At 25.4% G+C, this 23,115-nt stretch carries 14 protein-coding genes and 1 riboswitch; of the genes, 12 read left to right on the plus strand and 2 right to left on the minus strand.

Features of this window, described 5'->3' with window-relative positions:
* Positions 1–20: 20 nt before the first annotated feature.
* Positions 21–758 (minus strand): DNA processing protein, encoded by a 738-nt coding sequence (locus tag JXZ93_RS01200; RefSeq protein ID WP_205851952.1) that lies wholly within the window; start codon positions 756–758, stop codon positions 21–23.
* Between the two features lie 252 nt (positions 759–1,010).
* Here JXZ93_RS01200 and JXZ93_RS01205 point away from each other — a divergent pair, with 252 nt between their 5' ends.
* From JXZ93_RS01205 to JXZ93_RS01250, 10 genes are all read left to right on the plus strand, one after another.
* Positions 1,011–2,048 carry a 2-hydroxyacid dehydrogenase gene (locus JXZ93_RS01205; protein WP_205851951.1) on the plus strand — a complete coding sequence of 346 codons (1,038 nt, stop codon included), beginning with the start codon at positions 1,011–1,013 and terminating at the stop codon, positions 2,046–2,048.
* Positions 2,041–2,313, plus strand: coding sequence for a hypothetical protein (locus JXZ93_RS01210; protein ID WP_205852492.1), 273 nt, complete (start codon positions 2,041–2,043; stop codon positions 2,311–2,313). The genes JXZ93_RS01205 and JXZ93_RS01210 overlap by 8 nt, the downstream gene beginning before the upstream one ends.
* Positions 2,314–2,459: 146 nt before the next feature.
* A complete protein-coding gene (locus JXZ93_RS01215) occupies positions 2,460–3,194 on the plus strand; it encodes an aquaporin (RefSeq protein ID WP_205852493.1) in 735 nt (244 codons plus the stop codon).
* Between the two features lie 65 nt (positions 3,195–3,259).
* The gene (locus JXZ93_RS01220) at positions 3,260–3,937 is read left to right on the plus strand and encodes an NERD domain-containing protein (RefSeq protein ID WP_205852494.1); all 678 of its coding nucleotides are present in this window, start codon (positions 3,260–3,262) and stop codon (positions 3,935–3,937) included.
* Positions 3,938–3,942: 5 nt separating this feature from the next.
* Complete coding sequence (locus JXZ93_RS01225) at positions 3,943–6,066, plus strand: Tex-like N-terminal domain-containing protein (RefSeq protein ID WP_205852495.1); 2,124 nt, start codon at positions 3,943–3,945, stop codon at positions 6,064–6,066.
* Positions 6,067–6,108: 42 nt separating this feature from the next.
* Positions 6,109–7,104: an ECF transporter S component gene (locus JXZ93_RS04120; RefSeq protein ID WP_205851947.1), complete on the plus strand. Its 996-nt coding sequence runs from the start codon at positions 6,109–6,111 to the stop codon at positions 7,102–7,104.
* Positions 7,105–7,123: 19 nt separating this feature from the next.
* On the plus strand, positions 7,124–9,538 hold the full coding sequence (locus JXZ93_RS01235) for an MAG1360 family OppF-related protein (protein ID WP_205852496.1): 2,415 nt from the start codon (positions 7,124–7,126) through the stop codon (positions 9,536–9,538).
* Positions 9,539–9,608: 70 nt separating this feature from the next.
* A riboswitch (TPP riboswitch) is annotated at positions 9,609–9,707 on the plus strand.
* Between the two features lie 30 nt (positions 9,708–9,737).
* Positions 9,738–10,922, plus strand: coding sequence for an ABC transporter thiamine pyrophosphate-binding lipoprotein p37/Cypl (cypl, locus tag JXZ93_RS01240; RefSeq protein WP_205851945.1), 1,185 nt, complete (start codon positions 9,738–9,740; stop codon positions 10,920–10,922).
* Positions 10,922–11,656, plus strand: a complete 735-nt coding sequence (locus tag JXZ93_RS01245; protein ID WP_205851944.1) for an ATP-binding cassette domain-containing protein — start codon at positions 10,922–10,924, stop codon at positions 11,654–11,656. The genes cypl and JXZ93_RS01245 overlap by 1 nt, the downstream gene beginning before the upstream one ends.
* 448 nt (positions 11,657–12,104) lie before the next feature.
* Positions 12,105–13,277, plus strand: coding sequence for an ABC transporter permease (locus JXZ93_RS01250; protein ID WP_205851943.1), 1,173 nt, complete (start codon positions 12,105–12,107; stop codon positions 13,275–13,277).
* A gap of 45 nt (positions 13,278–13,322) precedes the next feature.
* Here JXZ93_RS01250 and JXZ93_RS01255 read toward each other — a convergent pair whose 3' ends face one another.
* Complete coding sequence (locus JXZ93_RS01255; RefSeq protein WP_205852497.1) at positions 13,323–14,699, minus strand: hypothetical protein; 1,377 nt, start codon at positions 14,697–14,699, stop codon at positions 13,323–13,325.
* A 313-nt stretch (positions 14,700–15,012) separates the two neighbouring features.
* Here JXZ93_RS01255 and JXZ93_RS01260 point away from each other — a divergent pair, with 313 nt between their 5' ends.
* Together JXZ93_RS01260 and JXZ93_RS01265 are read left to right on the plus strand one after the other, a co-directional pair.
* On the plus strand, positions 15,013–18,663 hold the full coding sequence (locus JXZ93_RS01260; protein WP_205851941.1) for a DNA-directed RNA polymerase subunit beta: 3,651 nt from the start codon (positions 15,013–15,015) through the stop codon (positions 18,661–18,663).
* On the plus strand, positions 18,611–23,095 hold the full coding sequence (locus tag JXZ93_RS01265) for a DNA-directed RNA polymerase subunit beta' (RefSeq protein WP_374962774.1): 4,485 nt from the start codon (positions 18,611–18,613) through the stop codon (positions 23,093–23,095). The genes JXZ93_RS01260 and JXZ93_RS01265 overlap by 53 nt, the downstream gene beginning before the upstream one ends.
* Positions 23,096–23,115 lie beyond the last annotated feature (20 nt).

The raw sequence follows: 23,115 nt of genomic DNA on the forward strand, positions 1-23,115 counted from the left end.
TGTTAAAATGCTAGTTTGTTTTAAACTTGTAAAATGCTTGAAATATAAGTTACGAGCTTAGCTCCGGACTTGATTAATTGATTATTACCGTCTTCAATATCTACACCTGGGAAACAATTTATTTCTTTTCCATAATTTAAAAAACAATTAATTAAATTGTTTGTTTTTGAATTTTTTTGCATTGAAAATGATAAAAATTTATCACTAATGAGACTTGCAATGTTGTTTGTTTCATAAAAATGTCTTATCTTTGGGTGAGTATTTGGTGGATATATACTAATAACTAGTTCGTTTAGTGAATTAAAATTAATAAAATTATAAGAGTCTAATCCTTTTTGAGCAAAGTGTATTATACGACCTTTATTATTTTTAAAATAATCAACAATTTTTCTTTCAGTTTTTGCATAATCACATGTTGTTATTACAGCATCATTTATTATAGTTTTATAATTATTCAATAAATATTTGTTTGTGGTAGTATTTCAAATTTCGTTAATAATATAAATTTTATTGCTAGTATTTAAAAGATTAATATTTCCTTTGTAAAATAGACAAATCAATGGTTCTTTAAGATAATATAAATTTTTAGGATAATTATCATCTAAAATAGTTAAAAAATTGATGCCATTTTGTTCTAATATTTTTAAATATTCTTTTTCATTATTTTTATCTATTTTTTCATTATTTTTAATTGCGTTCATTATTAGTTTATAATCGTTTTTGTATTTTATTGCAAAATATAAAATAATATCATTCATTTTTACCTCCAAATAATAAGTGTAAAAAATGTAAAAACGGACTAAATTTGTTAAAATAATGTTTTTTATTTCGAAAAATAAAATTTGTTTTTTAAACTTTTAATGAATTTTTGTCATTTTGATACAAAAAGTTATTAGTTTTTAATTTAGTTTATGCATTATAAAATTAATAATTTCAATTATAAAAACAAATATTTTATATTATAATTTAATAAAGTTTGACAAATTACAAAATATAGGAGTTTACTTATTATGAAAATAGCATTTTTTGATGCAAAAGATTATGACATTAAATATTTTGATAAATACAATAATAATAGACATGAAATTACATATTTTAAAGAAAATTTAAATTTAAACACAGTTTCTTTAGCTAAGGGATATGATGCAATATGTGGTTTCGTTAACACTTATGGTGATAAAGTTATTTTAGAAGTGTTATCAAAATTAGGTGTTAAATATTGATTACAAAGATCAATGGGATACAATAAAATTGATATTAAAAAAGCAAACGAACTTGGTATTAAAGTTTTTAGAATTTTTAATTATTCAGCAGAAAGTGTTGGTGAATTCGCTTTTGCCACAATGTCTGCTTTGAATAGAAATTTATTACTAGCCAATCAAAGAGTTGAAAAATTTAATTTTTCATTAAATAGTTTAGATGGAAAATGTATCGCAAATTCAACAGTTGGTGTTATTGGTTCAGGTAAAATAGGACAAACATTTATTAAAATTGCAAGAGCTACAGGTGCTAGAGTTTTGGTTTTTGATGCTTTTGCAGAAGAAAATTTCCCAGATTTAGCTAAAAACATGGGATTTGAATGAGCTTCACTAAGTGAATTATTATCACAAAGTGATTTTATATCAATACACTGCCCATTATTTAATTCTACAAAACATTTAATTGATGAAGCTGCCGTAGAAAAAATGAAAGAAGGCGTTATTATTGTTAATACAGCTAGAGGTGAATTGTTACATATTCCAGCTGTTTTAAAAGGTCTTAAAAGTGGGAAAATTAAAGGTCTTGCAAGTGATGTTCTAGAAAGAGAAGAAGGAAGATTTTACGAAGATGTTTCTTCTAGAATTGATGAATTAAAAGAACTTGATCCTGAATGAAAAGAATTGATTGAGTTACCAAATACATTAATAACATCACACCAAGCATTTTTAACAGATTTAGCATTAACTCAAATTGCAAAAGTTACACTTGATAATGCTGATGCTGCTCAAAAAGGAGATTTCGAAAATTCATTAGTTTTAATGGATAACGGAAAAATAAAGAATGGATAATAAAGTAGAAGCACAAAAAGTTTCACTAATTAAAAATTTATTTAGTTTTTTCAAAATTTCTCAATCTAAAAGAGAAAATGCAGAAAAACCTAAAGATGTGAGAACTTGAATAATACATGGTATTTCTGAATTAATAGGAACAATATTATTATCACTTTTATTAGCAGGTTTAAGCACGACCGTAGGACAATTAAATAATAAAGCAGTTGTTATTGAAGAATATTTATTACATCCAATTATCGTTGGTTTTTATGCTGCGAATTAATAGGAACAATATTATTATCACTTTTATTAGCAGGTTTAAGCACGACCGTAGGACAATTAAATAATAAAGCAGTTGTTATTGAAGAATATTTATTACATCCAATTATCGTTGGTTTTTATGCTGGTTTTATCGCAGTTGGATTAGTATTGTTTATATTTTTAAGATTTAGTTGTGATTTAAACCTCTCTGTTTCGTTATTTAGATATTTAAACGGAACAAATAATGGTTGATATACATCCTATAAAATATCAATACAATTTTTAGGTGGTTTTATTGCTGGACTAATTATTTATGGAGTTGGTAGTTCTACTGCACCTGAAGGATTTTTATATAATCAACCAATAACCACCATAGGAGCTGCCAAAAAAGCTTTTCATTTATTCCAAGGTAGTTCAAGTGTTTCGACAATGAGTACAGCTGGAACATTTTGAATTTTATTTGTTGAATTAGTTATGACAGCAGTTTTATTATTCCCAATTTTTTCACCAAATATAAATAATAAGTATCGTGATTTATTTATAATGTTTATTATTTCAATGAGTGTTTGAATGGGTATTTTAGGTGGTTCTGCAGCAATTAACCCTGCTAGAGGTTTTGCTCAACAAGTTTCAACTTTATTTATTCAAAATTTAGATACTGCCAATATATCAGTTAATTCTCTTGTGGCCGCAAATGGTATGACTATTGCTCAACAAAAAGACGCGGTTATGAATTCAGTAATTTCTGCTACTATAACAATGATTTTAGCTGATTTACTTGCTCCTGTATTCTACATTTTTATACAAGGTTTAACAAAATATGTCGTTAACCCATTTGTTGTAAAAGTAATTGCATATAAAAATTACAAATCACAAAATATGGAAAAGCCTTCTAGTAAATAATAATTAAATATCTCAATTTGGGATATTTTTTATATATAATATTAAATATATTTTTTAGGAGAAAAATGAATCAATATACGCACTATATTTTAAGTATATTTTTTATTACTTTATTTGGTTTAATATTTATTATATCAATCGGATATTATTTCTTTTGAAAGTATTTTATAGATTATAAAAAAAATAAGCAAGGCTTTTTGTTTGAAAGTGTGATAAATAGAAAAATAAAGAAAATAATTGATAAAAAAACATTTCTTTTTTCTGAAGGTGGTATTTATTCGTATGATAATAAAAAGTATGAACTAGATGGTTTTTTAGTTAGTGATTCAATGATTGTGGTATGTGAGTATAAACTTTACAACGGAATATTGTCTGGTAATGCTAAAAATGAAAAAATATTTTTAAGTATAGGAAAAAAGAGAAAAATAAAGGTTAAAAATCCTATTTTTCAAAACGAAAATAATATCAAGCATGTTTTAAAAATGTTGAAAAAAAATATACCGTATGCTTCGTTAGTAATTGTTCCAGAAAACACGAAAATAGAGATAAATGATATATCTAGTCATGTTTTGTTTATTAATTCAGATAATATAGAAGAAACAATAAATAAACTTATTTTATCATCTCAAAGATTGCCTAAAATTATTAATAACGAAGATGTTAAAAATTTATTCCAAGCAATGAAAATTAAAACCACTAGAGAAAAAATAAAATTTAAAAATATGTTAAAAAATAAAAGGTAAAAATTATGAATAGAAAAACAATTGAAGAATTAGAATTACAATTAAAAATAAGCAAAAAAAGTATTGAAACAGTTTTAAAAATGTTAAATGAAGGTAATACAGTTCCTTTTATATCTAGATATAGAAAAGAACAAACTGGCGGTTTGAACGAAGAACAAGTATATGAAATTGAAAAAAGATATAAATATGTTAACGAATTATTAGAGCGTCAAGAGTCAATATTAAAAATATTAGAAGAAAAAGGATTATTAACTAAAGAAATAGAAAATTCTATATTATCCACAAAGGTCAAGTCAGATTTGGAAGCTATTTATGAACCATTTAAAATTGGGAAAGTTACAAAAGCTACATCAGCAATTAAATTAGGATTAGAACCTTTAGCAAAATCAATTTACGATAATAAAAATCCTAATTTTAATAAAGAAAAAGAAGCTGAAAAATATTTGAACAGCAATGTAACTACAGTTGAGTTTGCGCTAGAGCAAGCAAATTTTATCATTGCTCAATGAATATCTCAAAATGTTCAACTTAGAACAGCTATTAAAGAACAAATTTTAAAATATGGTCTAATCGCTACTAAATTGAAGAAGAATGCATCTGATGACGGGGAGAAATTTAAAATTTATTATGATAAAAAAACACCAATTAAATACATTAAAAATCATAATATTTTAGCTATAAATAGAGGGGTAAAACTTAAAATAATTACAATTACATTTGAATACAATCAAGAATATTTATTAAAAACAGCGCTATATTATATTGATAGAAAACAAGTAAATAGAAAGAATATTTTTGAAGCTATAAACGATTCTTTAAAACGCTTAATATTACCTTCAGTTGAAAGAGAGATTTTTAGTGACTTATTTAGTAAAGCGGAAGAATCATCAATTAATATTTTTGCTAATTCAGTTGAAAAATTATTAAAAGCTCCGGCGACTCAAGATAAGGTAGTTTTAGCAATTGACCCAGGTTATGCAAATGGTTGTAAAATGGCAGTTCTAAATCCAAACGGTGATTTTATAACTAAGCAAAAAATGTATCCACATAAGCCACAAGAAAAAATAGAATTATCTAAAAAGATAGTTTTAGATTTAATAAGAAAATATAATATTGATATAGTTGTAATAGGTAACGGTACAGCTTCACGTGAAACTGAAAAGTTCATCGCCAACTTAGTTGAAGAATATAAATTAACCATTAAATGAACTATTGTGTCCGAGGTGGGTGCAAGTATTTATTCAGCATCAAAAGTTGCTATAGAGGAATTTCCGGATATGTCGGTAGAAGAAAGAAGTGCTATAAATATTGGTAGAAAATTTATTGACCCTCTTAATGAACTTGTTAAAATTGATCCTAAATCTATTGGTGTGGGCCAATATCAACATGATGTTAATCAAAAAGAATTAGAAAATTTCTTAACTTTTAAAGTTCAAAAAGTTGTTAACGAAGTAGGGGTTGACATAAATACAGCAACTAAGTCAATATTGACTTATATATCAGGACTTAATTCAACATTAGCAAATAATATTATTGATTTTAGAAAAGAAATAAAATACTTTTCTAACCGTAATCAACTAAAAATGGTAAAAGGTATTGGTGATAAAACTTTCGAACAATCTATAGGTTTTTTAAGAATTTTTAATTCTGATAACTATTTAGACAAAACATTTATACATCCTGAATCTTACAATCTTGCTAACAAAATTATTGAAGATTATAACTTAGAACCAAGTGAAAACGGCATAGATGTTTCGTTTTTAAATATAAATACTTTGATTCAAAAATATAATTCTAACAAATTTGAAATAGAAATGATTTTAGACGCATTAAGAAACCCACTTAAAAAAATAGATAATAATAAATCAGGATTTTTATTAAAAGATTCTATAGTTGATCTTGAACAACTTAAACTTGGTTCGGAAGTAGTTGGAACAATAGAAAATATAACTGATTTTGGGCTCTTTGTTTATATCGGCATTAAACAAACATTATTTATTCATTTAAATGACTTAAATTTACCTAATAATGTTGAGATATTTGATCAATATTATCCTGGAATGACAATTAAAGCAACAATCTTAAATATAGAAAAAGATAGAAATAGACTAAGTGGTAAAATTGCCTAACTAAGGGTTATTAAATTACATAAAATAATGTAAAATAAAGATATGAAAACAACAAACAATAATATCGAAACAAGCTTTAAAAAATTTAGTTTATTTCCAAAATGAACAATCAAAAAAATGGTGTTTGTTGCTATTTTAATTGCAATTTCGGTTAGTTTTACGATAATAGTTGCACAACTTGTACCGATTGTGAATTTACCAACATATAAATTCTCTTTTATTGGTTTACCAATTAAAGTTTCTGGTTTTATTTTCGGTCCTATGGTAGGTCTTTTTGTTGGGATAGTTAGTGATTTTCTTTCTCTATTATTTATACCCCCAGCTGGATATAATCCTTTTTATACATTAGCAACCGCTATTAACGGTCTCATATCTGGTATTTTTGGATTTTATTTTATAAGCATTATTAAAACAGCCTATAGCAAAGAATATTTAATACAAAAAACTATGAGAAAAATTAATTTGTTATCGATTAAGTATCATGAAGCAAAATTAAAAAGGAATGATATTTTAGCTGAAAAAATTGCTTTAAAAATTTTAGAATTAAATTCTAGAAAGAAATATGTAGCTAGCGAAAGTGCGTTACAATATCAAAAAAATATTTATTTATTTGTATCAATATTGCTTATTATCTTAGTTATAGCTATTAATACTTTAGTTGTTTTAAATATGCCTGAAAAAGTTATTGATAATGGTATCATTCAAAATAAATATTGATTAATAGGTATAATGAATGCAGGTTTTGTATTAATGATTTTATTTATATTTATAGGTAGATTTATTTTAAATACTAATACATATTTAAATATAGTTCCGATAATTGTTTTTAGCGCCTTTTTAGAGCTAATTAATGTTCCTGTTCTTTCTTACGCTGATCTTCTCTCTTTAGGTAGTGGTGACATTAAAGATATTTTTATATGAATTTCTCAACATATTTTATCTAGTCCAATTAAAATTTGATTTAATACTTTTGTAATTTTCTTTACATACTCAGTTATTAGTAAGTTAGTTAATAAAAATGAAGATTTAGTTTATTAAAAAAGAAAGTGATTTATCAATGAATAATAATACAAAAAATATTTTTTCGATATTTAATTTATTTGAAAAAAATAACAAAAAATCCTTTTTTTTAAATAAAAAAAAGATTTCACTTGAGAATCCAATTGATATTGAACAATTGAATGTAGAAAGCATGAAAACTTTTTTTTATATTTCTAATAATAACAAAAGCATTACCTTTGATAATATTTGAAATTCAATAAAATATAACAAAAACACCCAAATATCATTACGAGTTAATAAAAATGACGGTGATGTAGTTATTTTAAATGATAAAAAAGAAATATTAAATAGTATTTTTGTTTTTAATACTGTAGATATAAGCGATGAAAAAGACTATAATCTTCCGCTCATAGAAATGTGAAATACTTGCTTTAAAGATGTAAAAAATTATCATAAGAAGCAACAAACATCTAAAATTTTTGATCATATTAGTCACCATAACACTAAAAATTTATTTTCTAAAACTTTACTTTTACATTTTGAAAAAATCATAGATATAAATCAAGCTTATGAAAGATCTTTTAAAAAGTTATATAAAAAATTCTCTAATACATTTGAAGAAATTAATATTGATTTATTTAAAGAAATGCTTAACTTATTTGAAAAGAATATTAAGGATTATTCTTTGAGAATATTCGCTCAATATATTGATTTATTCAAAGAATTAAAAGAAAACGATGAATTTTTAAACGAAAATTATAAAGACTTAAACGAAGTAAAAGAAGATGAAAAGATAGTTGAATTAAAAAATAGACTAAAGGCATTGAATAAAATAAGAAAAAGTTCAATAGATAACATTACAAATCAATATAGAATTAATAGAATTTCAGATGAAATAAAGTTTATTAACAAAATAATCTATAAAACACATGTTAATTCGAAAAGTTATATTTACAATATTATTAAAAAATATAAAAATGAAAATCGAAACTTAAGTTATAAAATTAAAATTTTATCAAAAAAACCTAATTCCTCTGTAGTTGAATTATTTAATAGAATTACTTTTAACAAAAAAATAATATTTTTTTGACAGGAACACAAAGATGAATTATTGTTTTTAAGTTTAGAGGACCTAGAAACTCTTGATAAACATTTAAATAATGAGTTCCACTTAATTTTAATGTCAAATAAAAACAATGATACAATTAATATTTATAGAGACTATGTGCCTTATGCTAATATCGATAATTTCATTTTTAAGTCAAAGGAAAATAAGAGTAATTTGAATAAAACGCTAGAGAATTTAAATAAGGAATTAATCTTAGAAAAAAATAAAGTTTATACTCAATTTACAGATCATAAAGATGATATTAAATTTCATGAAATAAAACAAAAAATAAATATGTCCGTTGCTGAAACAAATTGAGTAAAAAAATCTAGTAATAATCTATTTAATAAAACAATAAAAGTAAAACAAAATAAGTTTAAAAGATTCAAAAGAAGTTATAAGGCTTTAAATGATGTTATTGAAAAATGTTATTTATTAATACAAGAAAATCACTCTAATAGTAGTTTTTTAAATGAGTTAAAAAGTAGGTTAAAAAATATAGATGAAATATTACAAAAATTTATAAAAGAATCAGAATTTTATAATTTAATTGTTGAAATTTCTCAATTCACCAATTCAAAAAATTTCATTACAAAAAAAGCAGAAATATATTACAAAACAATGTTAATATTCATCAAAACATATGAATCTATTTCTGTTAATATTCAACAATTTTTAGAACCTTTTAATAATTTAAAAATAATAGAAAGAACTAAGTTTAAATTAATACCATTTTGACTTTCGAAAAATAAATTAATTTTTGTAAATGATACATTTAATATAATGAATTATAGTGATAAAACTGAATTATTAAGAATATTATCTATTTTATGTGATAACATAAATGCGCCATTTATTTTTGTTTCAAATGATTCACAATTAATTCAAACAAGAATGTTCGATGAAATACATATTTTCAATGATTATAAAAATGTAGAAGGTTTTAAGTTTCCTGAAGGTCTTGTTGAACCTAAATCTCTATTTACAAGAAAAATTTTAAAAGGCGATGAATTTGAAGATAAATTTTATGAAATAAATTTTGACGATAAAATTTTTAAAATAAATAGTGAAACCAATCATTATGTTTATGTTTCTACCGAAGAGTACAAGAGCATCATACATAAACAAAAAGAAAAAGAAAATCAAAACAATGATTCATCTATAGCTAAAACATCAGAACACGATTTAACTAATGCTAATTCAATGTTTTATAATTTAGAATTTGAAATTCCCGTTTTTGAATACTTAAATTCTACTAAATTAATAAATTTATCCGCAAGAGAAAAAGAAGATAAAATAAATGAATATTTAGAATGAGAAAAAAATAATTATTCTTTACCTAATGAAAAAGAAGATTTTTAAAAAATAAAATGTCAAATTAAAGTATTGGCATTTTATTTTTTAAAATATATTTATTTAATATATAATTTATTACGAAGGACAGAGGTACTAAAAATTATTTTTTGGTTGAGAAATACTCTTATTAACTGATCTGGTTAATACCAGCGTAGTGAGTCTATATTTTTTAATACCCTTTTGAGTCCTTATAAAAGGAGTTATTTTGAAAATTAAATTTATAAATAAATTATTTTTTGGTGGTGTTATTTCTTCTATACCATTAATTGCGTTATCTTGCTCTAATAATAAGAGCGAAAGTTCTAAAGAAATAAAATTATCTATTTATTCAGGAATAGAAAAAGGTAATTTAAATGAAAAAGAATATAATGATCTTTTATTAGATTATAAGAAGCAATATAATCAATTTATTTTAGATCTCAATAATGAATTAAAACTTATAAATCCTGAATTAAAATTAGATATTAATATAAAGGGTGAAGAAACATATGAGAACCAAATACAATCTATACAAAAAGGTGAAACCGACATAGTTTTTCTCAATTCTGCTAGTATATACGAAAAGAAAGATGACTTGCTTAAAAGATCAGGTGGCAAATTATTTCTTCAAACTTATACACGTAAATTTGAGGGGCAAAACTCAAATGAACAAATTTATGTAGACGGATCAAATGATGACCCATTAAGAATTATTGCTAACAACGAATATGAGGTATATAAAAATAAAGATAATTTTATTAATTCTTGAAATGGTGCAATTTATGAAAATTTATACCAAAGCAAAGATAGTTTAACACCATTTCAAAGAGGTGTTATTATTTTGGTTGCAGACGAAAAAACAAAAGAGGAAATAATTAAGGCATGAAATGAAAAAGATTATGAAAAATTTATTTCTTACGGAATAGGTGTTGGTGATCAAAGTTCAGGTAGCAAATATATATTACCTCAAGCGCTATTTAAAAAACATTTTGGAAATAATTATAGATCTTTTTTAAATTTAAAGCAAGACCCTAACACACAATCATTTATAAAAACTGCTAAATTTAAAGACAAAGACGTCGAAAAGAATCTACATATATTTTTAGATAATGAAGGTAAATATGCTTATACATCAAAAAGTAAATTGAACGATTATTATCAATCAAATATAAGACCAAATGAAAATGTTTATTTCCTAACGGTAACAGATGTATTTCCTTATAACGTTGGGTTAAAAAGTAAAAGAATTAGTGATGAGTATGCATTTGATATAGGAACTGCTTTAATAAATTTATCTAAAAAAGGTAAAGATATTTTTGGAACATCAAATGGTTTTAATGGATATAAATTAATTGAAGATGCTGATAGAGAATTTTGAGATGTGATCAATAATACTTTAGGAAAGAAATAGTGATAGAATTTCAAAATATCAATCTTAATTACGGAAATAAAAAAATTATTTCTAATATTAACTTGACTTTCGAATCAAATAAAGTGTACGGAGTTATAGGTAAATCTGGAAGTGGAAAAAGTACTCTTTTGTACTCTTTTTTTGATTGATCTATAATAAATTCAGGTATTTTTAAAATTAATAGTAATAATAAAAATAGTATGACTAAAAAAGAAGTTGCTATTTTTAAAAAAAGTATTTCTCTTTTAGAGGCAAATAATAATTTTATTGAAACAATAACTTTTTTTGAAAACATATTATTGTCATATAAACATTACAAAAATTATTTCTATAAATTTTTAAAAGTTTTAACAAGAAATCAAAAAGATACACTTTTTAATTTGTTAAAAGAATTTGGTATGGAAGAATATGCTTTTGTAAAAATTTCTGATTTATCTACAGGACAAAAACAAAGATTAGCTTATATTAGCGCAATATTCAATGTTCCTTCAATTCTTTTATGTGATGAACCCACTAGTAATTTGGATAAACTAAATACAAATTTAATATATGAATCTATACAAAAAAATAAAGAAAATCGTATTACTATAATATCATTGCATGATTTAGATAGTGCTATCAACTTTTGCGATAATATAATCGCAATAAGAGATGGAAGAATAGAAAAAATATTTAGTAAAGAGATGTTTGATAAAGAAAAATTAATGGGTTATTTTGACACAAAAACAATTTAATAATAATATTAAAAAAAGGAAAATTTGAAAAATTACTTTTTATTTTATTACAATTTTACTTTTTTTAATTTTTAGCTATTTTTCTTCTTTTTTTAATTTTTACGATAATTACTCTCTTCTTTTTGAGAGATTTTCAAGTTTATTCAAATTTAAAAATATAGATTATGATAACGGAATTAACAATTTATGATTATCTAATTTAAGACTTTTATGAGTTACTGTTAAGACAACAACAACCGGAACTATATGTGGGTTAGTTTTAGCCTTTTTTACATCTTATATAAATGCGATAAATTTACATAGAAAAATTTATTTTTCTTTATCTGTAAAATTTCTTTTATCGATACTAAGAAGCTTTCCAATAATTATCTTTATTTATTTTTTTAAAAAAATTTCTACATTAAATTTAACAGCCTTTTTAATATTTTTTTGGTCTACGTGACTGTGAATGCACCGATATTTTAATGATATTATTGAGAACTCAGAAGTTAAAAAATATTGAAATGAAATAAATTTAGGTAAAAGTAAGTTTTTAAGTTTTTATAAAAATATTGTTTTAAATAATAAAAATAGATTTATCATGAATTCTCTTTTAGCTTACGAATCCAATGTTAGATGATCTTCTATTTTAGGTTCTATAGGTATTTATGGAATAGGGATTTTCATAGACGCTTACAAAGAAAAATTTGAATATTTATCTATAAGTCTATTTTATATTATTATATTGCTTGTCATGCTAGAATTATTTCTTGTTCTTTTTAATAAAATTATAGGAATAAGAAATTCTAAACAAACAAGGAATATAAATTTTAATAAAACATTTCAATATAATTACAAGAAATTTATTTCAATTATTTTATTAATTATCGTTTTGGTAGTGGTTGTTTTTGGGTTTATCGACTTGTTCAAAGATGATTTTAATTTAAATAATTTTAAAAAATATTTAGTTAGTTTGTTAAGTTCCGATTTTAGTTATCTAAAAAATAATTGAACATTTTATTATATAGATTATGTTTGAGCTTTTATATATACATATCAAGCCATTTTTTTAGCAATATTTTTTTCAATTTTATATTCTTTTTTAATGGTTGAAAAATTATTGTCTTTAAAATTCACTATATTAGCTAAATTTGTAATTATTATTTTAAAATCAATACCCGCAATTGTTTACTTTTATTTTATTATTATTTTATTTTCACAAGAAACAACGTTTATTTTTATGCTAAGTGTTATAGCTTTTAGAGCGTTAAGTAAACAAATTTCTGAAAAATTAAATTCAAAAATAAATAAAAAAGTATCGACATTATTATCTTTAGGCTTTTCTAAATGGAAGATTTATTGAGTTTATTTGCTCCCTCAAATTAATAAAGATATTTATTCTTTTGTATTTTTTGAATTTGAAGGCACTTATAGAAACGCAATTAATTATGGTATTTTTACTGGAGTTATATCGATAAATTCTAACATTGAACATTTTGAATCTAGAGATAAATATGAATTTATATTACCTTTAATGTTACCGTCAGTAATATTTTTTGTTATTTTAGAATTTTCTTTATTTTTAACTAAATATAGGCTAAGAATTAAAAAACATTTTAATTTAACCTTTATCAAAAAATAAACCTAACAAAATTAGGTTTATTTTTTTTAAAAAAAGAATTCTGTATTACATATTATCAATTAATTCTAAAATTGGTTTAGTTGCTTTTTTATAATAATTTGATAAATGAAGACTAAAAACAACTAAATCATCAATAACATTTAATATACTTAAAGATGTATAATCGTTAATTTCGTGATCATTATTAATTATTCGTTCGAGATATTCATTATTTAAAACTAAAACATCATCATCCTTACTATCTTTATATGCTAATAATGCATATAAATTATTGTTTTGAGCATAAATGGAAGAACTTTCTATTGCGTATCCTTGACCAAAAAGTTTATTTTTTTTAAAATTTTCCAATGCTCTAATAAGGTTATTTTTTTCGTCATCGTTAATAGAGTTTTCACTTCTTAATTTAAACATTATATTTATATCTAAGCTCTGTGTTTTAGTTGGTACTAGGCTTATTTCGTAGCCTTCATTAATTATGTTAAAGTGATTCAATATTGAAAAGTTAGGTATATTTTTTTCGTTATTGATAACAAATTTATAAAAAACTAATCTTTTAATATCACTATTTATTATAGGTTTAATTGCGTCTCTAGCTGTTTCGTTTTGTATTTTTGTGTAGGAAGTTGAATCATATAAGTTATTATTCTCAATTACATCTAGATTTTGTATTTCGACAAGATGATTATTTATTGTATATATTTCACATAATCCTACATCAACTAACTTATTTTGATGAGAAATATCAGGATAACTGAGTAAATTAAAGTGTTTGATTGCACCTTTACTATCTAAATATTTGACATTATTTTGGTTATTTAATATTATTTTCTTTATTTCTTCAATGTTGTAAGTTTTGTTTTTTATTAATTCAAAAGCATATCTTTCTATATCTTCGTTTGTTTTAAATGCTATTTTAGTATTTCTTCTTTTTAAAATAAAAAATACTATTGTTAATATCATAAATAGGATAGCTAAAACACTTGAAGGAATAACACCATAATAAATAATTAGTATACCTTGCGCAACACTTTGGATAATATTATTCAAATTCGGGATAAAAGCAAATAATATCAACGCAATCGAAGATAACATAAATAATATAAAAAATATTAAAAAAGTTATGCTAAGTTTTTTATGTTTAATAGACTTTTTAATTGATAAATCTATTTTAGTATAATTGTCTCTTACGAATTTTTCATCAATATTATCAAATATATTATCTAAAATATTTTTTTTAGTATTTTCAAATTCTTCTATTGAATTTTGTTCTTCTTTTAAAGATTGAATAGTTTCACTTGAAATTGAATAAACTAATTTATTATCTAGGTACCTCAATAAAGGTCTATCCCCTAAGAAAGTAGATAAATTTTGGTTTGTATTTTTTTGTTCCTCTGATTTAAAGTTCAAATTTGAATTGTTCATGTATCTCCTTAATTAAATTATAAAATAATTTAAATTTTTATGTAAATATTATTATTATTTTTTTGATTTAAAAATAAAAGATTCAAGGTATTAAAAATTACTTTTATAGCTTATTTATAGGTACAAAAGTAATTTTTTTTAATATTTTTTATTATCATGATAAGTTTTTTGAAACATAAAAATAAACTCTATATATACACTATTTTTATTAATTACCAAATATTTATTAAAATTTATTTTAAATTGTGCTATAATTTCAATACTTTTAAAATAAGTAATAAAAGTTATTTTGCAATTAATTTGGAGGAAATAAATGGTTGTCGAAAACGATAAAAATAAAAAATATACAATTCGTAAATTTGGTCCCAAAACTTTAAGAAGAGATTATTCTATTACAAAAAAGTCTCTTCCATTGTTTGATATTTTAAAAATAAGCAAGGAAAGTTTTGCGCAATTTATTAAAAACGGTATTCAAGATTCTCTTTTAGAAATTTACCCTATTACAGCCGGTAAAATGAAATTAGAATACGTTAAAGGTTCACTTGAAATTGAATACCCGTATAAAAAAATTACAAGTGAATGAGATGAAATAAATAAATGTAAAACTAAAGGAATTAACTATAGTTTTAAAATTTATGCAACACTAAAAGTTGAAAACATTGAAACTGGTCAACTAAAAAGTGAAAAAGTTCTTTTAGGAGAAGTTCCACATATGACTTCAGGTGGAAGTTTTATCATTAATGGTTCTGAAAAAGTTATAGTTAGTCAGTTGATTCGTTCGCCGGGTGCATATTTTGGTCTTGGTGTTCGTAACAAACAATCTGATGATTTGTTCAATAAATTAGAAATATTACCAAGAATAGGTTCATGATTTGAAGTATCACATAAAATTACTTCTAACTCAATTGATTCAGTTAAGGTAAAAGTAGATAAAAGTAAAAATATTTCACTACCAACATTTTTAGGTTCATTTGGTTTTACACCATCAATGATGTTTAAACTTTTTGGTGAAACAGAATTATTAAAAGAAACATTAAAGAAAGATAAGATTTTAAGTAACAGCGAATTAACTCAAGAACAAATTATTGAATTAACTCAAGAAGAAATATTTAAAACAATCAGAAAAGGTGATAGAGATACATTAGAAGCCAAAAAATCTCTTTTACCTTCTATGCTTTTTGATAAGAGAAGATATAACTTATCAAAAACCGGCCGTCATATGTTAAATAAAAAACTTTCACTAGTTGATCGTATAACAAATACATATTTAGCCGAGGACATTGTAAACAAAGACGGAGAAGTTCTTTATCAAAAAGGAATTTTAATAACTTTAAAAATTGCTAAAGATATTCAATCGTTATTTGACACAAAAATTTTAAGTAGCAAAAAAATTGAAAACATAGACCCGGAACATGTTTATCATAAAATTTATAGACCTGAAGGTTTAAATCTTTATGGTCAACAAGTGGGTAATCCAGAACTTAGAAAACGTATTAAAATAATAAGAGTTAAGGTTTACCCAAGTAAAAAATGAATGAATTTAAAACCTGAAGAACCGGTTTTAGTTATTGGTAATGATCCTCAATCAACAGAAACACATTTATTAATCTCTGATATTGTAGCAGCAATTAATTACTACTTTAACTTAACATGTGGTGTAGGTTCTGATGATGATCCTGATTCATTGATTAACAAACGTATTGTTTCTGTTGGTGAATTATTAGAAGGTCAAATCATGATCGCGCTTTCTAAATTAGAAAAAACAACCCGTGAACGTATGGGTGCTAAAGAAACAGAAAAAATAACAGCTAAAAATGTTACAAACAATAAGTTGATAACAAATCAAATGAAAACGTTTTTCAACTCATCAAAACTTTCTCAATTTATGGATCAAATAAATCCGCTTGCCGAAGTTTCAAATAAACGTCGTGTAACTTCTTTAGGTCCCGGAGGACTTAGTCGTGATACTGCACAATTTGAAGTTCGTGACGTTCACGCAACACATTATGGAAGAATTTGTCCTATCGAGACACCAGAAGGTCTTAATATTGGTCTTATTCTTAACTATGCAACATTTGCGCAAGTAGATGATTTAGGTTTTTTAAAAACTCCATATTTTAAAGTTAATGATGGTGTTGTAGATTATGAAGACGTTCGTTATTTAACAGCAGCTGAGGAAATCGGTTACTCATTTGCTCAATCATTAGTTAAAATTGATGATAACAATAGAATTGTAAGTGAATCACTAACAATTAGACGTGATTATAACTATTTAATTGGAACACCAAAAGACGTTGATTTTATTGAGGTTTCTTCAAAACAGATGGTTTCAGTTGCTGCAGCAGGAATTCCTTTCTTAGAAAACGATGATGCTAACCGTGCGCTTATGGGTTCAAACATGCAACGTCAAGCCGTTCCATTATTACAAACTGAAGCTCCACTTATTGCAACTGGTATCGAATCTGATATCGCTAAATATTCATCATATAATTTAACAGCTAAGAATGCTGGTGTTGTAACTTTTGTAGATAGCTCAAAAATTCATATTAAGAGAGATGAAACTGGAGTTACTGATAAATACATGTTAAGAACTTTTGAGAGAAGTAACCAAGGTACAATCATACATCAAAAACCGATTGTTAAATTAAATGATAGAGTAGAAGTGGGTGATTTACTTACAGATGGTTCATCATTTAAAGATGGAGAATTATCATTAGGTAAAAACGTTTTAGTTGGATTTACAACATGAAATGGTTATAACTTTGAGGATGCTATTATTATTAATGAACGTCTTGTTAAAGAAGATGTCTACACATCTATACATATTGAAGAGCATATAATTCAATTTAGAAATTCAAGAGCAGGAAAAGACGAATTAACTTCAAATATCCCTAATGTTTCTAAATACGCAATTAGAAATTTAGATGAATACGGAATTGTTAAATTAGGTTCTGACGTTAATCCTGGTGATGTTTTGGTAGGTAGAACATCTCCGAAAGGAGAAGAAAATCCTTCTCAAGAGGAAAAACTTTTAAATGCTATTTTAGGTACAAAATCATTAGCTTACAAAGACACATCATTAAAAGTTAAAAATGGACACGGCGGAACTGTTATTGACATTCAAGTTCTTTCAAAGGAAAATAATGATGTTTTAGAAGAAGGTGTAGAAAAAATAGTTAAAGTTTCAATTGCACAAAAACGTAAATTAAAACCAGGTGATAAAATGGCTGGACGTCATGGTAATAAAGGGGTTGTTTCTATTATCTTACCAGTTGAAGACATGCCATACTTAGAAGATGGTACTCCGCTTGATATTATGTTAAATCCACAAGGGGTTCCTTCACGTATGAACATTGGTCAAATTTTAGAGTTGCACTTAGGTATGGCGGCTAGAAAATTAAATGTTAAATTTGTTACTCCATCATTTGATGGTGTTAAAAAACCTGACATTGAAGCAGCTTTAGAAGAAGCTGGTCTAGATAAATCAGGAAAACAAACATTAATAGATCCGATTACAGGTAGAAAATTTGATAAACCAGTTTCTGTTGGTGTTATGTATATGCTTAAACTTAACCATATGGTTGACGATAAGATGCATGGTCGTTCAGTGGGTCCATATTCATTAATTACACAACAACCATTAGGGGGTAAATCTCAAAATGGTGGTCAAAGATTTGGAGAAATGGAAACATGAGCTTTAGAATCATATGGTGCGACAAACGTTTTACAAGAAATATTAACTTACAAATCAGATGATATTCAAGGTAGAAACGCGTTATATAGCGCTTTAGTTTCAGGTAAAGAATTACCTAAGCCTGGTACACCAGAATCCTTTAATGTTTTAAGCTATGAGCTTAAAGGTTTAGGAATGAAATTAGAAGTTTCAGAACAATCATTAGATGAGTACGAAAATGAAAATGAGTACGATATGTTACAATTTGAATCCGGAGGAGACAGTGAATAAAAATTCTAAAAATTATATTAATAAAATAACACTTTCGTTAGCAACAAAAGAAGATGTTGCACAATGATCGAATGGTGAAGTAAAAAAACCTGAAACAATTAATTATAAAACATATAAACCAGAAAAAGATGGTTTGTTTGACGAGTTAATTTTCGGACCTGTTACTGATTATAAATGTGCCATTTGTGGTACAAAATATAAAAAGACTGACGAAAATGATATATGTACTAAAACTCCTCAATGTGAAAAATATAAACCTGTTATACTACCTAAAATTTCAAGAAGAAGTAGAATGGGTCATATTAAACTTCATAATCCGGTTGTTCACTTTTGATTCTTTAAAATAGATCATTCAATAATTTCTAAATTATTAGGATTGAGAGTTAATGATTCAAATAAACCAGTTACAAAAGCCGATTTAGAAAAATTAATTTACTATAAATCACATATAGTTTTAGATAATGGTAATTTAAAGTCTCTTAAAAAGAATACAATTATCGATATTAACGAGGCACCAAACATTTATCGTGCCGCACTTGAAGAAATGCTAACATTACAATATGACGATGAAGAAATTCTCCAAGATATTAAAGATACTTTAGATGAATTAATCGAAGTTGCTCAATCGGAAGATGGAAAATCATTTGGTGTTGATTTTTATCATTATAATGATTTAATCGAAGAATATACAACAGCAAAAATAGGAACAGGTTCAAAAGCAATTGAATATTTATTAGAAAATATTGATCTTGAAGAAGAACGTAAACTTGTTCAATCTGAAATTGATAAAATTAACTTAGAAATAGGAAATAATTACGCCTCAAGTTCTAAGTTACAAGAAAGGTCTAAATTATATAAAAGGCTTACAATTATTAGTTCATTTATTAAGTCAGGTCAAAAGCCTACAGATATGTTAATTTATAATTTGCCTGTTATTCCTGCAGATTTAAGACCTTTAGTTCAACTTGATGGTGGTAGACATTCTACAAGTGATGTTAACGAACTTTACCGTCGTATAATAATAAGAAATAGTCGTTTAGAAAAATGAAATAATGCTGACGCACCTATGTTGATTAAACAAAATGAATATCGTATGATTCAAGAAGCGGTTGACGCTTTAATTGACAACGGTAGAAAAAAACCAAATCCAGTTACTGCGAAAGATAATCAACCACTTAAATCTATTTCTGACGCACTTACTGGTAAAAAAGGACGTTTCCGTCAAAACCTTTTAGGAAAACGTGTTGATTATTCTGGTCGTAGTGTTATCGTTGGTGGTCCAGAATTAAGAATGCACGAAGTTGGTATTCCTCGTGATATGGCAGCAAAATTATTTGAACCTTGAATTATTAAAGAATTAATTAACAACGAAGATAATATCACAAGCATTAAAACAGCAAAAAAATTAATTGAAAACTTAAATCCAATTATTTGAAAATATGTTGAAAAAGCAATTGAAGGTAGACCGGTTCTTTTAAACCGTGCTCCTACACTTCACCGTTTATCTATCCAAGCGTTCCAACCTGTTTTAATTCGTGGTAAGGCAATAAAACTTCATCCACTTGTAACAACTGCATTTAACGCCGATTTCGATGGGGACCAAATGGCTGTTCACGTACCTATTTCAGACCAAGCCGTTAGAGAAGCAAAAGAATTAATGTTAGCTTCTAAAAATATTCTTGGACCAAAAGATGGTGAACCAATCATTAACCCTTCTCAAGATATAATTTTAGGTTTATACTATTTAACAATTGAAAAGCCAGGCGCAAAAGGAGAAGGTAAATTCTTCCCAACAATGGATGAGATGTTATTAGCTTACGAAAGAGAAAATATTACTCTTCATACAAGAGTTGTATTACCTATTAAAGCTTTAAATAAATCAAAAATGTTAGAAAAATTAACTGATAGACCATATATTTATTCAACAGTAGGAAAATTTATATTGAATAATGTATTTCCTATTGATTTTGAATTTATTTTTGGTAAAAACGTTGAACGTAAATATAAAGAAGAAAATGGTGAATTAAAAGTAGTTAGTGAAAAAGAAAAAATTCACACTTCAAGTGTTAAAGAACAACTTGAAAGATATACTTTTGATTACGGAACAAACTTTGTTGAAGAATTAAAAAACAAAGAAGCGAATTTAAGTTTAACCAAAAAAGATATTGCTAAAATTATTAGAAAAGTTTATGAAAACTATGTTCATGTTGTTTCTATGGAAGATATAGCAAAAGTTATTGATAAAGTTAATAGCATTAATTATGAAAATATGTTAGAAGAATGTTTAGCTTTAAAAGACTATAAGAATGATAGTATTCCGGAATCACATGCGAATTTAATTAATAATTTTATAAAAGAAGAATTTGAGAAAATTTGATTTAAAACTAAGAAGACATTAACAAATGAAAATGTTACTTCGGGTATGCAAGAATATCAATGAGATATTACAAAGTATACATCTGTGCTTGAAAAAGTTTGATTTAAATATACAAATATTGTAGCGTTTGTTCTTGACGCTATTAAAGATTTAGGATTTAAATATTCAACACTTTCTGGAATTACAATTTCAATGAATGATGTTAAAACACTTGAATCTACAAAAGAAAAAATTGCAAAAGGTGATAAACATACACAAGAACTTAAAGAGTATTTTGAAAATGGATATTTAACCGATGATGAAAGATATAAATTAACAATTCAAAATTGATCAAAAGTTAAAGATGAAATTGAAAAAGAACTTAAAGAAGTTACAAAATCAGATTTAGACAACCCATTATTTATGATGATGAGTTCTGGTGCTCGTGGTAATGCTTCTAACTTTACACAGTTAGCTGGTATGCGTGGACTTATGAATAACAACACAAAAATACTTAAAGCCGATGCCGAAAATGACCGTGTTGTTCGTTCAACAATTGAAATTCCGGTTAAATCATCATTCCTTGATGGTCTTAGTGCTTATGAATTTTATTCATCAACACACGGGGCTCGTAAAGGACTTACAGATACCGCTCTTAACACAGCAAAATCAGGATATTTAACACGTAGATTGGTTGATGTTGGTCAAAGTATTGTTGTTCGCGAAAATGATTGTCACTCAGATTACGGTTTCCCAGTTAAAGATATTAAAGATACCAAAACTGATACAGTTATCGAATCATTATACGATAGAATTGAAGGTAGATATACAAATAAAGCGATTTACGATGATCATGGAAATGAAATAATTGGTGCAAATAAACTAATTACACCTGAACTTGCAGATTTAATTGTAAATGTTCACAAAAAAGAAGTTGTTGAGATACGTTCAGTTCTGTCATGTCATACACGTAACGGTGTTTGTCAACATTGTTATGGTAAAGATCTTGCAACAAATAGAGTTGTAAGTATCGGAGAAGCAGTTGGAGTTATAGCTGCTCAATCTATTGGTGAACCTGGGACACAGCTTACAATGCGTACATTCCATACTGGGGGGGTTGCTGGAGTTGAAGATATTACAGGTGGATTCGGTAGATTAATCGAACTTATAGATGCTTATGACTTCCCTTGAGGTAAACCAGCTGTTATTTCTACAGTTTATGGAAAAATTTCAAAAATAGAACAAGCTAAAAATAAAGAAACAGGTAAAGAAACAGATATTACAATAGTAACTGTTTCACAAAAAAATTCAAAAGGTGAAGAAACACACGTGGATTACCATGGAAAAATTTCTCAAAAACTACGTGTTAAAAAAGGAGATTCTGTTGCTCCTGGGCAAAAGATTTTTGAAGGACCAGTAATTTTAAATGAATTATTAAATGCAGCAGGACCAAGAGCGGTTCAAAATTATTTATTAAAAGAAACCCAAAGATTATATCGTTTACAAGGTATTACAATTTCGGATAAATATATTGAAATTATTATAAGACAATTATTATCAAAAATCATGATTATTGATACAGGTGATTCTAAATTCTTTAACGGTGCGTTAGTGGATACATTTATTTATCAAAAGGAAAATGGAAAATTACTTGCACAAGGTAAAAAACCAGCATATGGTGAAGTAAAAATTAAAGGTGCAAAACAAGTTCCACTTCTATCAGATTCATGATTATCAGCCGCTTCTTATCAAGAAACTGCTAAGATATTAGTTAACTCTGCTGTTGGTATGAGGATCGATAAATTAGATGGACTAAAAGAAAATATTATTTTAGGACACAAGATTCCAGCGGGTACAAATAGTAATTATGAATTAAAAGGTAAATATGATATTAGAGATCCTAAATCATACTTTAAAGAAAAATATGATCCTACAATCGCTTTAGGCGAAAATTTAGATGAATCAGATACTATTTATGATTTAAATGATATTGTTAGCTATAACTATGACGATAATCAATTAGAAACAAATCAAATGGGAGATGATTACGAATTTGAATTCGAACAATTCGAATAATAAAAAAGACTCAGGAATCA

The organism is Mycoplasma sp. CSL10166 (assembly GCF_017116885.1).
GTDB lineage: Bacteria > Bacillota_I > Bacilli_A > Mycoplasmatales > Metamycoplasmataceae > Mycoplasmopsis.